12 protein-coding genes and 2 tRNA genes are annotated in these 16,857 nt (G+C 33.3%); 4 read left to right on the forward strand and 10 right to left on the reverse strand.

The features are described 5' to 3' along the window. Window positions 1–174: 174 nt before the first annotated feature. From MQX03_RS07175 to MQX03_RS07205, 7 genes are all read right to left on the reverse strand, one after another. On the reverse strand, window positions 175–2,157 hold the full coding sequence (locus tag MQX03_RS07175) for an LTA synthase family protein (protein WP_242802300.1): 1,983 nt from the start codon (window positions 2,155–2,157) through the stop codon (window positions 175–177). A gap of 54 nt (window positions 2,158–2,211) precedes the next feature. Beyond that, window positions 2,212–3,498 carry a sensor histidine kinase gene (locus MQX03_RS20520; RefSeq protein WP_242802301.1) on the reverse strand — a complete coding sequence of 429 codons (1,287 nt, stop codon included), beginning with the start codon at window positions 3,496–3,498 and terminating at the stop codon, window positions 2,212–2,214. A 95-nt stretch (window positions 3,499–3,593) separates the two neighbouring features. Further along, on the reverse strand, window positions 3,594–4,271 hold the full coding sequence (locus MQX03_RS07185; RefSeq protein WP_242802302.1) for a response regulator transcription factor: 678 nt from the start codon (window positions 4,269–4,271) through the stop codon (window positions 3,594–3,596). A 119-nt stretch (window positions 4,272–4,390) separates the two neighbouring features. Next, window positions 4,391–4,463: transfer RNA gene (locus tag MQX03_RS07190), tRNA-Phe, on the reverse strand. Between the two features lie 115 nt (window positions 4,464–4,578). Then, window positions 4,579–4,651, reverse strand: a tRNA-Phe gene (locus MQX03_RS07195). A gap of 96 nt (window positions 4,652–4,747) precedes the next feature. Next, window positions 4,748–6,589 carry a lysophospholipid acyltransferase family protein gene (locus MQX03_RS07200; protein ID WP_242802303.1) on the reverse strand — a complete coding sequence of 614 codons (1,842 nt, stop codon included), beginning with the start codon at window positions 6,587–6,589 and terminating at the stop codon, window positions 4,748–4,750. 23 nt (window positions 6,590–6,612) lie between these two features. After that, window positions 6,613–7,851: an aspartate kinase gene (locus MQX03_RS07205; RefSeq protein ID WP_242802305.1), complete on the reverse strand. Its 1,239-nt coding sequence runs from the start codon at window positions 7,849–7,851 to the stop codon at window positions 6,613–6,615. Window positions 7,852–8,170: 319 nt separating this feature from the next. On the opposite strand from MQX03_RS07205, the gene fbp reads away from it, so the two are divergent. Together fbp and menC are read left to right on the forward strand one after the other, a co-directional pair. Then, on the forward strand, window positions 8,171–9,187 hold the full coding sequence (fbp, locus tag MQX03_RS07210; protein WP_047442521.1) for a class 1 fructose-bisphosphatase: 1,017 nt from the start codon (window positions 8,171–8,173) through the stop codon (window positions 9,185–9,187). Next, the gene (gene menC / locus MQX03_RS07215; protein ID WP_242802306.1) at window positions 9,188–10,189 is read left to right on the forward strand and encodes an o-succinylbenzoate synthase; all 1,002 of its coding nucleotides are present in this window, start codon (window positions 9,188–9,190) and stop codon (window positions 10,187–10,189) included. It abuts the gene before it with no gap. 232 nt (window positions 10,190–10,421) lie between these two features. On the opposite strand, the gene MQX03_RS07220 is transcribed toward menC, so the two are convergent. Continuing rightward, on the reverse strand, window positions 10,422–11,555 hold the full coding sequence (locus MQX03_RS07220; RefSeq protein WP_242802307.1) for an alpha/beta hydrolase: 1,134 nt from the start codon (window positions 11,553–11,555) through the stop codon (window positions 10,422–10,424). 161 nt (window positions 11,556–11,716) lie between these two features. Between MQX03_RS07220 and MQX03_RS07225 the strand changes: the two genes are divergently transcribed. Both MQX03_RS07225 and MQX03_RS07230 read left to right on the forward strand, forming a co-directional pair. Continuing rightward, window positions 11,717–13,390 (forward strand): glutamine--tRNA ligase/YqeY domain fusion protein, encoded by a 1,674-nt coding sequence (locus MQX03_RS07225; RefSeq protein WP_242802586.1) that lies wholly within the window; start codon window positions 11,717–11,719, stop codon window positions 13,388–13,390. A 244-nt stretch (window positions 13,391–13,634) separates the two neighbouring features. Continuing rightward, complete coding sequence (locus tag MQX03_RS07230; RefSeq protein WP_242802587.1) at window positions 13,635–14,810, forward strand: MFS transporter; 1,176 nt, start codon at window positions 13,635–13,637, stop codon at window positions 14,808–14,810. A 146-nt stretch (window positions 14,811–14,956) separates the two neighbouring features. On the opposite strand, the gene MQX03_RS07235 is transcribed toward MQX03_RS07230, so the two are convergent. Both MQX03_RS07235 and MQX03_RS07240 read right to left on the reverse strand, forming a co-directional pair. Next, entirely contained in the window at window positions 14,957–15,466 is a 510-nt protein-coding gene (locus tag MQX03_RS07235) for a hypothetical protein (RefSeq protein WP_242802308.1), read from the reverse strand. 117 nt (window positions 15,467–15,583) lie between these two features. After that, window positions 15,584–16,600 (reverse strand): TQO small subunit DoxD, encoded by a 1,017-nt coding sequence (locus MQX03_RS07240; protein WP_242802310.1) that lies wholly within the window; start codon window positions 16,598–16,600, stop codon window positions 15,584–15,586. Window positions 16,601–16,857 lie beyond the last annotated feature (257 nt).

Below are 16,857 nucleotides of genomic sequence, written 5' to 3' on the forward strand. Positions count from 1 at the left end.
TTTCTATGTGATTACTGATATAAACGACATTAGAATTTTGAAGCTGGCTCTGAAAATTGAGACTTTTATTTATCTTTGAAATAATTTTTCATCGGTGAATTCTGTGCTATTATGTGAAATTTACAACACAAAAATACAGTTCAATTTAGAATCAATTTTTAGATCGAAAGAAAACTATTTTGCCTTCATCTTTCCGTTCTTAAATCTTTCGCTTGCGGTTTGATAATAAGAAATGGTCTCAGAAATTAGATCTTCATTCTTAAAATTGACTTCAGATAATGCTTGATCAGTTCCTGAAACTGTAAATTGTTTAACACGTTTTCTGTCATCAATTTGGGTGAATAAATTATTTCTTAGTAATCCTAAAGTTCTATAGTTTCCTATAAAAGCACGCTCATCGCCAATTTTGGTTTGATTAATATCTTTACCGTAAAAACTTGTGTTGTAATTCCATCCCAAATATCCGAATAGAGTAGGCATTAAGTCTATTTGTGAAGTCAGACGATTTATTTTTTCGGGTTGCTGATGAAGATTGTAAATAATTGCTGGAATATGATGTTTGGCAATATTAATTTCCCATTTTCCGGCGCTGCTTGCACAATGATCGGCAACTATTAAAAATACAGTATTTTTAAACCAAGGTTTCTTTTTTACATCTGAGATAAACTTTCCTAAGGCATAATCGGTATATTTTACGGCGCCGTTTCTGTCGCCTTGTGGAAGATTAATTTTTCCGTTCGGGAATGTGTAAGGTTTATGATTGGAAGTGGTCATTACAAACTGAAAAAAATGTTTTTTTTCTTGGGCACTTTTATCGGCGTATTTTATAGATTGTTTATAAAGGTCTTCATCACAGATTCCCCATGCATTTTCAAAACTGACTTCACTATCTTTGATCTGGAATCGATTCGTTTTAATTTCATCAGATAGAGGATTTCCTCTGTTTCTGTCTACGATATCAAATCCCTGACCTCCAAAAAAATTATTCATGTTATCAAAGTAACCATCACCACCGTAAATAAAGTAGGGTTGATAGTTTTTTGCTTTTACAATCGTGGAAACTGAAAATAAATTCTGATTGTTTGGTCTTCTCACAATGCTGTTTCCGGGAGTTGGAGGTACCGAAAGTGTTAATGCTTCCATGCCTCTTACCGTTCTCGTGCCTGTTGCATATAGATTGGTAAAAAATATACTTTCTTTTGATAATTGATCATAATTGGGTGTGAGATTTTCTTTATTCCCAAATTCAGTAAGGAAATCAGCACTGAAACTTTCAATCGCAATGACAATAATGTTAGGTTTCTGCTCGGTTTCTCCTTTTGTGAATCTTGAAAGATCATCATAATTTACACGGGTATATTTCTGATTTTCCTGCAGAAGATTGCCTTTCAGTATAGAATATGCTTTTTTCTCAGGCAGTTTAGGGTAAAATGTTTCGTAATCTAACTCGTTTGATTGGTAAGCAGATATAAAAGAAAAAGTTCCGTTTTTACCTAACTCATTAATAATTAAATTATTACTAAAATCTGCCTGCTTATTTTTCATTATTAATCCTAATACGAACGATATAACCAAAACAGGAATAGCGTAAAAGAGACGATTTGAAAAAGTAATTTTATCTGAAAATGTCTTTTTGAAAACATTTAATCTACTGAAAATGAAAAATGTAATTACTATAAGCCCAATGAGTAAAACTATAACTAACGGCAAAGGATAAGATTGATTAATGTTCTCAATAACTTCATATGTGTAGATTAAATAATCAACAGCAATAAAATTAAATCTTACCTCAAACTCATCCCAAAAAGGAATTTCTGCTAATAAGCTGAAATAAATGATGATAAAAATTAAACTTAAATAAAAATAAGTAAAACCTTTATCAAATAAGGATCCTACCCATTTTTTCGGGAAAAGCAAAAGATAAATGGTATACAAAAACAAGAAAAGCGAACCGACACAAAGATCATATAAAAATCCTGTAATGAATGCTCGTACAATGTATAGCAAATTTAAATCGACATCTTTTATTGACCAAATAAGCAATCCCAGTCTTATAATAAATGATAGTACGAGGTATAAACTTAAAACACTGAATAACGCAGAAAATCTACCACTAAAAATTTTTTTGAAAGGCTTTGAATTTATTTTTGAAGTCATGATGTTTGCTTTAAAAAACAAAGCAATGAATCAATTTAGAAGAAATTTTGAATTTTAAAGTTTTACAGAAAAAATATGCGAACTATTTTCAAATGAATAATCAATCTCCCAATTTTGAAATTTGCAAATTTCTTTGATGATTGCTAATCCCAGACCGCTTCCATTGTTTTCGGCAGACTGTCTTGAAAATCTTTTGAACAACAATTCAGAATTCAGTTTCTCAGTTCCGGAATTGGTTACTTCGAAGAAAGAATTGGTTAATTTCACTGAAATTATACCGTTGTTAGGTGTATGCCGAATGGCATTGATGAGTAAATTATTAATTAAAACCTCGGCCAGACCGCTGTTTCCAACTAATTTGATGTCTGATGAAATATTTGTGCTTACAGAAATGTTTTTTTGCTGAAAATGTTCTTCTAATAACTCCAGACTTTGTTTTACAAGTGCGTCTAGATCAATTTCTTCGGTTGCATCAAATTGGCTGTTGTCTATTTTAGCCAACAATAGAAGATTTTTATTGATTCTTGAACTTCTTGTCAGAGCTCGGTTCATCTCCTCGGTAATTTTATACTGATTTTCAGTCAGGTCTTTGTTTTGAAGTAAGAGGTCTAATTTGTTTTTAAGAATTGCCAGCGGTGTCTGCAGTTCATGCGAGGCATTTTCGGTAAATTCTTTTTGAGTTTTGTAGACAGAAATATTATGCTCAATCAATTTACTTAAAGACAGATGAAGTTCTTCGAATTCTGTAACATCGGTTTTTTCAAATTCTATTTTACTTTGATGATTAAGATTAAATTTTTTAAGCTGATTTAATGTATTTCTGAACGGCTTCCAGATCGTTACAGAAAGTTTTCGATTGAAAAAAAGTAAACCAAGAACAATCATAATAAAGAAAAAAGTAGTGGTGGCAGCAATTGCAGCAATCGTTTCACGAGATTCTTCAATGTTGGTCTGTACAGTAAATAAAAAAGGTTTGTTATTGATGTAAACTACTTTTTTCAGACATCTATAACGTTCCATTTCTGGTTCTGGTGAGAAAATTTCAGTTTTTTCTACCGTAAAATATTGGTCTTTTTTTAAATTATTAGAAGAGATTTCCTCAATATTTGTTTCTGGCTGAATTTTTTTCCAAAGGCTGATGCTTTCAGCCAATTCTTCATTAGAAAGTTTCAGATGATTAAATTCATAAGCTGTTTTTTCAGCGATGGTTTTGTTGTGTTCATCCAATTCATTTTTCCAGATGGTATCTATGATCAGATAATACACGGGAATACTTATTGCCAAAATAACAAGTACATAAATGATGAATGGCTTTGTGGTTTTGCTAAGTAATGGCTTCACAATGAATCTTGGATTATGATTTGTAAATGATGTTTTATTATAAAATCATCTTTGAAATTTAATGATACATAAAAGTATGAAAATAAAAGGTATGTTTAAATAAAAACCCATTTATAGCCTGTTCCGTAAACGGTTTTTAAGTAATGTTCACAACCTGCATCATATAATTTCTTTTTTAAGTTTTTAACGTGTGCGTAAACGAAGTCATGATTATCCAGCATATCTGCAAAATCGCCGGAAAGATGCTCTGCCAAAGTACTTTTGGAGATTACTCTATTTTTATTTCCGATGAAATAAATAAGTAAATCAAATTCTTTTTTTGTTAAGCTGATTATTTTTTGATTGATGGTAACGCTTTTTGCTAAAAGATCTAATTGCAATTCATTTTGAACAATAATATTTGAATTATTAAACTGTTTTCTACGGATCACTGAGAAAACTCTCGCCATTAATTCTGAAAGATGAAATGGTTTGGTAAGGTAATCATCAGCCCCCATTTGCAATCCTCGGATCTTGTCTTCAAGTGCATTTTTGGCAGAAACGATGATGACACCGTCCTGCTTGTTTTGAAGCTTTAGTTTTTCTAAAATTTTCAGCCCATTGCCATCAGGAAGCATAATGTCTAAAATAATGCAATCATATTCAAATTGCTCAATTTTATTGTTTGCATCAGCAAATGTCTTGGCAAATTCACACAAATAGTTTTCTTCAGAAAGATATTCTGCGATACTTTCAGCCAGTTCTATTTCGTCTTCAATGATTAGGATTTTCATACAGCTAATGTACTGTTTCAATTTTGAAGAAATTTAGAATGATGTTTTAATAAAATTAATATTTTCAATTTAAAATTTATTTAAAAACAAAAAAACCGCCTCAGAAAAGGCGGTTTAAGTGGTTTCTCCAGGAATCGAACCAGGGACACATGGATTTTCAATCCATTGCTCTACCAACTGAGCTAAGAAACCATTTTGGTTTGTACTTCGTTTTGAAGTGGTGCAAAAGTAATAATAAATATTAAATTCTGCAAATTACTTTTAAACAATTTTGAAAAGAAAACCGCCTAATGAAAGGCGGTTTAAGTGGTTTCTCCAGGAATCGAACCAGGGACACATGGATTTTCAATCCATTGCTCTACCAACTGAGCTAAGAAACCATTGATTTACTTCGTTGTTTTAAAGTGATGCAAAAGTAGGAAGTTTTGGTATATGAAGCAAATATTAATCAAACTTTTTTACCTTCAGATTAAAACCTACTGATTTTCAGTCGGATTATTTTCTTGCTCTTTTCTTATTTGCTCACTCATTTCCTCCAAAACAGGCTTAATTGTACTTTCAGGAAGATCACTTATTCTGATATACATCAATCCATCAATCGCATCATTGAAATTGGGGTCGACATTAAATGCAATCACCTTCGCATTTTGTTTGATATATTTTTTAATTAAAACAGGCATTCTCAGTTCTGGTTCCAGATCATCGATGATTTTATCTAATTTATTTAAATCAGATTCCATTTCATCTAAGAATAAATGTTTATCACGATCTCTTAGTTTTACTTTGAAATCATTTCTTGGTGTAATGTATTGAGCTACAGCAGAATCGTAGTAATTTGAACGCATAAACTCAATCATTAAAGATTTTGAAAACTCTGAGAATTTATTAGAAATACTCACGCCTCCCATCAGGAATTTATGATCCGGATTTCTCAAGCAAACATGTACAATTCCACGCCATAAAAGGAATAAAGGAAGTGGTTTTTGCTGATACTCTTCGCAGATATAAGCACGCCCCATTTCAATCACCTTTTTGAAAAACGGATGAATATCCTGTTCAAATTCAAATAAAGAACTCGTGTAAAAGCCTTTAATTCCGAATTTTTTCATCACATCTTTACCCAAAGCCATTCTATAAGCGCCGGCAAGTTTTTCTGCAGCGTTATCCCACAAAAATAGGTGATGATAGTGTTTGTCGTATTCATCAAGATCAAACGGTAGATTGCTTCCTTCACCCACCGCGCGGAAAGTCAGCTCTCTTTGTCTTCCGATTTCCCTCATCACTGACGGAATTTCTTCGTATGCTGTAAAATAAATTTCGTAATTACCGTTGCTGAAAAGCATTTTGTCGGTTCCACGAAGTTTAGAAATATCTTTTATTAAATCTTCCTTCGGAGTTTCATCGATAATATTCTGAACGATGTTTTCTTCTCGAAGCAACTGGAATTTTAATGATAAATTTTTAAGATTGATGACCTGAGCCAGAGATTTTCTTTTCTCATAGTAAGATTTCATCATATAGACCTTACGTTTCAGAAACTCTCCCAATTCATCAATATTTTCCATCTCATCCATCGTTTTTACGGTGATAGGTTTTCCTATTCTTATTCTGATGGGTTTCTCACGGTCATTCATCATTTCCGCAGGAAGCATAATGGTCTGTAAGTTAGGATGGATTTTGGCAACCTGATAAAATAAAGTGCTGTTCTTTGCATGAAAATACATTGGGACAACAGGAACTTTTGCCATTTTTATAAGCTTCAAAGCTGGTTTTTCCCACTCTCTATCCAGAATTTCACCATAAGGATTGTTCTTGTTTGAAACTTCTCCTGCTGGGAAAATTCCTACACAGCCACCGTTTTCAAGATGTTTTAAAGTTTCACGCATTCCGGTTGCACTGTTTCTGACTTCTTTTCTTCCTTCAAAAGGATTTACAGCAATCACAAACGGTTCCATGGGCTTTATTTTTTCTAAAAGAAAATTCCCCATCACTTTGAAATCCGGACGTACTTCTGAAAGAATTTTACACATCAAAATTCCGTCAATAGCACCCAAAGGATGATTAGAAACCAATATAAACGGCCCTGTTTTAGGTATTTTTGCTAAATCTTCCTCAAACGCAACATAGCTTAAATTCCTTTCTCTCACGAAAGAATCGAAAAAATCTTTACCTTCTTTGTCTTTCAGCTTGTCATAAAGTCTGTTGACTTCATTTATTTTTGCAATGCTCATGACAGCAGACGCAACAGGATTTTTGAGGAATCCTATTTTATGTAAGCCGGAAGCTTTGATTAAATCAGTTTTCGATATTAAGCTCATCTGTGGTTTAGTCGGAATTAGTTTTACAATGTTACCATTTGAAGTGTGTTTTTTGAAATCTGTTCCAATAATACACTTTTTTCTTGGTAAAATTTGTCGATGTTCTCCATTTTTGCATTTCTTACAGTAAATAAAGATACATTTTTTATTACATCGGTTTTGAAAATTTTCTGAAGTTCATTATTCAGTTCCTCAATTTTAAGGAATTTATCTTCAAGGCATAACGCCAATGAAATTGCAGAATTCTGCATCAAAGAAACTTTAATTTTATATTTAGCTAAATTGTTGAAAATTAAGCTCATGTGATCTTCTGCAATGAATGAAAAATCTCTTGTGGAAATTTTAAGTAATGTCTGATCACCTTTTAGAATATAAGATTCTTCGCTTTGATTTTTTTCAGAAGCGCCTACTTTAGTTCCTTCTTTTGTGGGATCTACGAAAGATTTCACATAAAAAGGAATATTTTTTTGCTGAAGCGGCTGCAAAGTTTTTGGGTGAATTACACTTGCACCAAAATATGCCATTTCTATTGCCTCTTCATAAGATATATTAGATAAAAGGGTGACGTTTTTAAAAACTCTTGGGTCACCTGTCATTACTCCAGGAACGTCTTTCCAAATCGTCATCGCCGTTGCATCAAGACAATATGCGAAAATCGCAGCAGAATAATCTGAACCTTCTCTTCCTAAAGTTACAGTGAAATTATTGTCATCAGAACCAATAAAACCTTGTGTAACATAGCAAATGTTAGAATTTAAATTTGATATGAATTCTTCAGTTTTTTGCCAATTCACATTACCATCTCTGTAAGAGTCGTCTGTTTTTATAAAGTCTCTTGCATCAAGCCATTGGTTGGTAAACTGTATATCATTAAGATATTCGCTTACAATTTTGGTAGATATCATTTCTCCACAGCTTACAACCTGGTCGTAGACAAAATTGTAATTAGGAGATTTATTTCTTCTTAAAAATGAAACAATATCATCAAAAAATAAATTGATCTCTGCAAATACTGCATGATCTTCCGAGAAAAGCCCCTTAGCTATTTCGATGTGTTTCTGTTTTATATTCTCAATTTCAGTTTGATAGTTGTCTTTTTTGAAATACATTTCTACCACCTTTTCCAGCTCATTGGTGGTTTTACCCATCGCTGAAATTACCAATAGACATTTTTCAAAACCTTGGCTGCTAAGAACCATTGATACATTTTTTACACTTTCAGCGTCTTTCACAGATGCGCCACCAAACTTGAAAATTTTCATTAAATTGTTAAGAATAAAATTGTTAGATAGAAATCATTCACGTTTTTTTTCGGAGGTCAAAATTAGACATTTACGATGAGATATGAAATAGGGCAACGGCAGGTTGAATTAAGATTTAATTAAAATTACCGTAAAAGAGAAGAAATATTGCTTTCCTAGGTGTGTAATTTGGGAGCACTTCTGATAGTCTGTCTCCTATTTATCTAGGTGAAATTTAGGTTTAAGATGTTGATTAATAGTGTTTAAAGTCTTTTATGAGAAAATGTTTTTTAGTGTGATAAATTTTACGAAATTTGACGGTAAAGTAAAAAACATAAAAATGTCAGATCAACCGTTACAGACTTTAGGAGAATTTTTAATTGATAAACAGGAAGATTTTCAGTATTCCACTGGTGAATTTTCACGTCTTCTAAGTGCTATAAGGCTGGCATCCAAGGTCGTAAATAGAGAAGTTAACAAAGCTGGAATCGTAGATATTACAGGAGCAGCCGGAAATCAGAACATTCAGGGGGAAGAGCAACAAAAGCTTGATGTGATTGCAAATGATATCTTTATCACTGCACTTTCTCAAAGAGAAGTTGTCTGCGGAATTGCTTCTGAAGAGAATGACGATTTTATCGATATCAAATGTGGAGAAAATGGTCATTTAAGTAAATATGTAGTATTGATCGATCCTTTGGATGGTTCTTCAAATATAGACGTCAATGTTTCTGTAGGAACTATTTTTTCAATTTACAGAAGAGTTACCGAGCCAGGAACACCGGTTCAGCTGGAAGATTTCTTACAAAAAGGAATTAATCAGATTGCTGCAGGATATGTAATTTACGGTTCGTCTACGATGATTGTTTACACAACAGGAAACGGCGTGAACGGATTTACTTTAGATCCTTCTTTGGGAACGTATTATCTTTCTCATCCTAATATGACATTCCCAAGAACTGGTAAAATTTACTCCATCAACGAAGGGAATTATATTAAATTCCCCCAAGGAGTTAAAAATTATCTGAAATATTGTCAGATGGAAGAAGGCGATCGTCCCTACACTTCAAGATATATCGGTTCGTTGGTAGCAGATTTTCATAGAAATATGTTAAAAGGTGGAATTTATATTTATCCATCATATGGTCAGTCGCCGAACGGAAAACTGAGATTGTTGTATGAATGTAATCCGATGGCATTCTTGGCTGAACAAGCTGGCGGGAAGGCAACAGACGGTTTCAGAAGAATTATGGAGGTTGAGCCTACCGAACTTCACCAGAGAATACCATTTTTTGCAGGAAGTATCGATATGGTGGAAAAAGCCGAAGAGTTTATGCGAATCGACAGCGTAAAATAAATGAAAGCAGAATATTTTAGATATTTATTAAAATTCAAACGCCCGAGTGGAACATCTCGCGGCGTTTTGTATGAAAAGGAAACTTTTATTCTTGAAATTTCTAATGACGGAAAAAAAGGAGTAGGAGAGTGTGCTATTTTCAGAGGACTGAGTTTTGATGATCGACCGGATTATGAAGATAAACTAAAATGGCTTTGTGAAAATATTCATCAGGATTTTAAATTTTTAAAACAAGAATTAAAAGGATTTCCCTCCATTTGGTTTGGGTACGAACAGGCTTTACTGAATTTAAAACATGGCGGAAAACTCTATTTTCCAAGTGAATTTACAGAAGGTAAAAGCTCAATGATGATCAACGGGTTGATCTGGATGGGCGATGTTGGTTACATGGAAGAACAGATTAAGGAAAAATTAGCACAAGGCTTTCGTTGTATTAAATTAAAAATCGGGGTCGACTGGAAGTCTGAACATGAAATTCTTCAAAAATTAAGACAAAAATTCTCTAAAGAAAAACTGGAGCTGCGTGTTGATGCCAACGGCGGTTTTTCGAAAGAAGAAGCTAAAATCGTATTGCAACAATTGGCAGATTTGAATATTCATTCAATAGAGCAGCCTATAAGAGCTGGAAATTGGAATGAAATGGCAGAATTGTGTGCGCAAACTCCAACTCCGATTGCTTTAGATGAAGAGTTGATTGGGGTAATTGATTTTACTGAAAAGAAAAAACTTTTAGAAGTTATAAAACCTCAATATATTATCTTGAAACCATCTTTAGTTGGTGGAATTTTTGGTTCTGACGAATGGATAGCTTTAGCCGAACAAAATAATATAGGATGGTGGATTACTTCTGCATTAGAAAGTAATTTAGGTCTAAATGCAATTGCACAATATACATTTACAAAAAATAATCCAATGCCTCAAGGTTTGGGAACAGGCAGTCTTTTCACAAACAATTTTGAAAGTGATTTGGAATTAAAAGGGGATCGATTATTTTTTAAATAAAGTAGTAGCTTTTTAAATCAATAATTTTCTGTTTAAAATTAATTCTGTGTGACTAAATCACGTCTTTTTTGATGAACATTGCTTTCTTTATATAGTCTAAAATATAAGAAAACTTTTTTTTAACTTTTTCCATAATATATAGTTTGGTTTATCTGAAGGATTTTGGTTAGGACAAAGGTCGTACCATTTATAGTAATAGCGAAAAAAATTACTATTTACTGCATTGTACTTTTTAATCTGAAATTATTGTGAAGGTATAATCGTTATTTTTTATTCTGTTAGTAATTAAATTTCTGTCAACTCCATTCAATGTCTGGAAAATATCATCTTGAGCTTGTGAACTTGAAAGATATCCCCAATGGTTTCCAAACTCAAATTTGAAAGTATTCTTTAAATCATTTTCAATAAATGTACAATCGACAATGGAGACAATATCTTTAAAATGTTCAATATTTGAAGGCCCATTTTTTCCTAATCTTGGGGTGAGAATGTTTTTTGTAAACTGAGAAATTCCCAGAATTGCATCTTTTCGATTTAAATAAATAGAAACTTTGTTTGCCAATAAGGGAAGCTTGTTAAAAGAATTTTCCGCATCATCAAATACTTTATAAGAAACATCGGCATTTAACAATAAAACTTGGTCAATCACTCTTAGCACATTTTCTTTTTTTAAACTGTACAACATACTTTGAAGCACTCTGTTCCCCATAGAATGCGTCATCAGGTGAATGTGCTGATTGCAAGGTTTCAGGTCTTTGTGAGAGAAAATATCTTTTAAAAATTGAGTATAGAAATAAAACATTCTCACCAATGAAGTTCCGGAATTAATGCTTGCCGCCTTATCATCAAAATACGTCATTGGAACCAAGCTGCTCGATGCGGGCCAACTCACAAACAAAATATGTTCAATCGGAGATTCGTGATTATCAATAAACAGTTTTTTGAGATCAATAATGGCTTTCAGTTCATCGTCAAAAGTGTACGCATACCCATGAATAAATATCAAAACATCACTTCTCACTTTTGTAGAAGACATATTTTTATATAACTCATAAAACATTCTTTGGGTTCCGCCAAGATTATTCGCGGTTAATTTTGAGTTTTTTAAACCTTTTTCGCTTAGTAAAACATCCAAAACTTCTTCATAACCTTGCTTTTCAGGTTCGGAAAACAGTTGGTAATCTAAAATTTTTCTATTGGAATAATCTTTTTTCTTTTTTGTCTGAGAAGTTGGCTCTGTGAAATTTTCAAAATTACATCTTGCAATCCTGAAATTTGGGATTGAGTATTCGTCGTTAGAGAAAGAATCTGTCTTTTCGCCTTTATGACGTACAATTTTGCGGTTGCTGAGGATATAAACAGCCATTATCAATAGTTTTGTGAATGTAGTTTTGGTTGAATAAAGGTCGGAATAAATTTTCAATTGTGTGTGAATTCATTGTTAAAAATATCGTTTTTTTAAACAACGAATTTTTCTTAAATTTGCAAATTGCTGTGTAAACTATGCAGCAACGTAAGTTTACTCTAATGGAAGAAGAAAAAAAATCACTCAATTTTATTGAGCAAATTATAGAAGATGATTTGGCAAACGGTATGAGAAATGATCAGATCCGTTTCCGTTTTCCGCCGGAACCTAATGGTTATCTGCATGTAGGTCACACAAAAGCGATCTGCATCAATTTTGGTTTGGGCGAAAAATACAATGCTCCTGTAAACCTTCGTTTCGACGATACAAACCCTGAAAAAGAAGAGCAGGAATTTGTAGATTCTATCATGAAAGATGTTGAATGGTTAGGTTTCAAATGGGATAAAGTGTTGTATGCATCTGATTACTTCCAGCAACTTTACGATTGGGCTGTTCAATTGATTAAAGAAGGGAAAGCTTATGTAGACGAGCAGCCATCGCAAACGATTACAGAGCAGAGAAAAAATCCTGCAGAACCAGGTGTAGAATCACCTTTCAGAAATCGTCCTGTGGAAGAATCTTTAGAGTTATTCGAAAAGATGAAAAACGGTGAATTTGAAAGTGGTTCAATGTCACTGCGTGCAAAAATCGATATGGTTTCGCCAAATATGAATATGCGTGACCCTGTTATGTATAGGATTTTAAACAAGCCGCACCACAGAACCGGTACAGATTGGAAAATTTATCCAATGTACGACTGGGCTCATGGTGAATCTGATTATATCGAACAAATTTCACACTCATTGTGCTCTTTAGAATTTGAAAACCACAGACCGCTTTACAACTGGTATTTAGACCAGGTGTACGAAGAAGGTAAGGTTAAAAATAAGCAAAGAGAATTTGCAAGGATGAATGTCTCTTATATGATTACTTCCAAACGAAAACTACAAAGGCTGGTCGCTGAAAATGTGGTCAACGGTTGGGATGATCCTAGAATGCCTACGATTTCCGGAATGAGAAGAAAAGGGTATACACCAACTTCTATCAGGAACTTTATTGATAAGGTAGGTGTTGCCAAGAGAGAAAATTTAATTTCCATTCAATTATTGGATTTCTGCGTGCGTGAAGACCTGAATAAAGTTGCAAAACGTGTCATGGCAGTCGTTGATCCGGTAAAATTGGTCATTGAAAATTATCCTGAAGGACAAGAAGAGTGGTTAGAGACTGAGAACAATCCTGAGCAGGAAAATGCAGGAACAAGAGAAGTTCCGTTTTCAAGAGAATTATATATCGAACGTGAAGATTTTCAGGAAGAAGCAAACAAAAAATTCTTCAGATTAAAATTGGGTGGTGAAGTCCGTTTAAAATCGGCCTACATCATTAAAGCTGAAAGAGTGGATAAGGATGAAAACGGAGAAATCACGACAATCTACGCTACTTACGACGAAAAATCTAAGTCAGGAAGCGGAACTGAAGAAAGTTTAAGAAAAGTAAAAGGAACACTTCATTGGGTTTCTGCATCACATGCAATTCCTGTAGATGTCAGAATTTACGATAACTTATTCACGGTAGAACAGCCTGATGCTGAGAAAGATGTAGATTTCTTAAATTTCATCAATCCGGATTCTGTTTCTACCATTCAGGGATTTGCTGAGCCTAGTTTGAAAGATGTTGCTGTTGGCGAGCCGCTTCAGTTCCAGAGAATTGGATATTTTACTAAAGATCAGGATTCTACGGATACAAATTTTGTATTCAACAGAACAGTAACTTTAAAAGACTCCTATAAGCCGGAGTAAAAATTTATTTATATCATTATAAATGAAACAGGGCTTAATTTTTTAAGTCCTGTTTTTTTTCGTCAGTTGAAGTGTTTTTCGAAATGAAATGAAGAAAAATGTATCGAGAACTATCAATGAACTTCTCGATACGATTCTCTTCAAAAATCTACTCGAAGTGACGTTATTAATCATTAAATCAGAAATTGTGAAACTCTTACATATATATACAAGTTCTTACAAAGGACTTTCAAAAGAAAGCTGGATGCTGGCATTGGTAATGCTCATCAACCGTTCCGGCTCTATGGTACTTCCGTTTTTGGGAGTATACATGACTGCGCATCTGAAATTCAGTATAGAAAATACCGGAATTGTTTTAAGCTTTTTCGGAATCGGTTCGGTAATCGGTTCTTGGTTAGGCGGATTCATTACCGATAGAATCGGAGAATACAAAGTTCAATATCTTAGTTTATTATTGAGTGTACCCTTATTTTGTTTAATTCCGCTTTTTAAAACAGAGGCTGGTGTTGCTTTAATTATTTTACTGCAAAGTATTGTAAGTGATTCATTTCGCCCGGCGAACTCTGTGGCCATTACAAAATATGCAAAGCCTGAAAATATTACGAGAGCGTTCTCGCTTAATCGTATGGCGGTCAATTTGGGATTTTCAATTGGTCCTGCTTTAGGTGGAATCTTGTCTGCAATTTCTTATGATTTTTTGTTTTACAGTAATGCATTAGCAGCTTTATTGGCGGGTTTAATTTATATTTGGTTTTTCTACAAAAGAAATAAATTGGCAAAAATAAAAGCAAAAAAGGTACAAGAAGTTATAGAAATTAAAAAAGAAAACTCGCCATATAGTGATGGTAAGTTCTTGATTTACTGTTTCTTTTGCATGTTGTTTTCAATCTGTTTTTTCCAGTTATTCAGTACATTGACCATATTTTACAAAGACACTGCTCACTTAAGTCAGCAAAGCATTGGATATATTTTAGGATACAGCGGATTTTTGGTGGTTTTACTTGAAATGGGACTGGTACAGATTGCCGAGAAGTATTTTACTTTGGCTCGTACCATGTTTTTAGGAACATTTATTTGTGGACTTTCGTACGCAATGTTAGGTTTCGATCATAGTATTGTGACTTTAATTATTTCAATGAGCCTCTTGTCTGCCGGTGAAATCTGGGCATTACCTTTCATGTCAACCATTACGGCTTTACGTTCAGGCAAAAATAACAAAGGCGCATACATGGGCTTGAACGGAATTTCCTTTTCAATCGCATTTATCGTTACGCCTTATTTAGGAACTTTAATTGCTGAAAAATTCGGATTTAATATGCTGTGGATAGGCACCGGAATTTTAGCGACCATGATAGCCATTGGTTTTTACTTTATTGTGCCTTGGATGTTGAAAGATAAAGAGGCTGAAGCGCAATCTTAAATAAAGTATAGGATTTCATCCTGTCAACGTATCAAAGAAAAGCTACAGAATTTCTGTAGCTTTTTTCTTTGTGTAATATGTATTCAATTAAAAAAATTCAAATCATTTTTATTCAGATTATATATTTTTTGGAAATTAGATATATTTTATCTCAAACTCCTCACACTTACTTCAGGTTTCTCACCTGCAGGCACAATAAAAATAGCATTGTCGTTAATGGTGTCTCCGGCATCAAAGTAATAACTTCCTATGACCGGAAGAATGTTGGTTACAGACTTACCAGATTTATCGTAAGAAGAATATGATACATTAATCATTTGGGTTTTCATTTTTAACTGAATCTTTTTTGAGGTCAGTTTTGCTCCTGTAGCATTTACGCAATCAAGTTCCACAATTCCGGTGTCTAGTACGATTTGCGGGTATGAAGTAAGCCTGATATTATAAGATTTATCTGATGTATTTTTTACAGATGCCGAAACTTTATAGCGGTCAAATGTTTTTCCGCCAGCCTGTACGCTTTCTTTGTTGGTGATATTAAAACTGACCTTCAGACCGTTGACGTCTACTGTTTCACCGTCAGAAATTTTCTGAGCCTTTGCGAAAGTTACGAAACTGCTGAATGTTAAAACTAAAAGTAAAAGAATTGAGTTTTTCATGTGATATGATTTTGGTGATTTTTATTGATATAAATTTACAAAATAATGAGAGTTGATAAAACTAAATTTCCTCATATTCAGAAAAAATTTGAGCATGAGGAAATATAAAGCTGAAAATTATTCAATTTTTGCTGTCCATTCTGCGCCGCTGATATCAGTTAATTTGATAATTGAAATCTTTTCATTTTGAATTAAAGCTTTTTTTATATCTAAACTTAAATCTGCTTTTGCACCTAGTGGAATAATCAAACTGTGCTTTCCTGGCTTTACTTTTGCCACATAATGATTATGAATATTTACTTTTGGAAATTTTGAAAGCTCTGTTCCGTTCAATGATTGAATAACTTTCCCTTTTTCGTTGAGTAAATCAATTCCGATAAGAAAAGAGCCATAGACATCTGCACCTTCCGTTCTGTAAACTTCAAATTTAATCTGGGATTGATTCATCTCAATATTAGATATTTCAATTTTTGGTTTTACCGATTTATTATGCAAAGTTCCAAAGACACCACCATGAAAATATTGATTGGTAAATAAGGTAAGTCCAAAAATAAGAAGTGATCCGAACAGTACAAAATATTTATAATTTAACATTGGAAATTGACCGGAGCCTAACCATTTAAACCATTTTTTCTGTGTAAAACCGTATTGTTTATTTTTAAAATATTGGTCTAAAGAATAAGATCCGCTTCCTGTGAGAAAGAGGGCAAATCCACACGCTATTCCTAAAACTCCTATTTGCCATTCGTCTAAGCAAGTCGTACCGATCCATCCTGAACCCAACAGGATGCCCATTGCTAAGCCGAAAACTCCTAGAGCCATTAATCTTGTGAATAAACCGAAAATAATAAATAATCCCACAATACCTTCGATAATGGTAAAACTGATCATAGAGGTTTGCAGCGCATCGGGATGAGTTACCAAATACTCAATAATGGGTTTTATTCCCAAAGCATTGGGCAAAAAGTGATTGAATTTTTCACCGATATATCCGGCTTCATCTGGTATCAGTTTGTTTTCGAGGATAAGTCTGCGCCAAAAAGCAGAAAAGTACGTCCATCCAATGACAAGGCGTATAGGTAAAGTATATAAACCAGCCACATCAAAGGGCTGATTGCTCATATTGTTTTTCATTAAAATTTATTTAAAAATTGATACTAAAAATGATTTTCGAACGAAATCTAAATCATATCTAATTTCAACTGCTTAAATAAAATATATTTTGGGGGACTGTTTCCGGACGTGTTTCCAGAATAGTTTTTGAGAGCGAAACTTTTATTTTCAGAGTAATAATTTACTAATTGTAAAATATCAGAAAATAGATTGTTTTTAAATTTAAAATCAGTTTTTAAAAAGGAAACTTTTGCAGAAGAACTGATTGTCTGACAACT

Source organism: Chryseobacterium aahli (assembly GCF_022699665.1).
Classification (GTDB): Bacteria; Bacteroidota; Bacteroidia; order Flavobacteriales; family Weeksellaceae; genus Chryseobacterium; species Chryseobacterium aahli.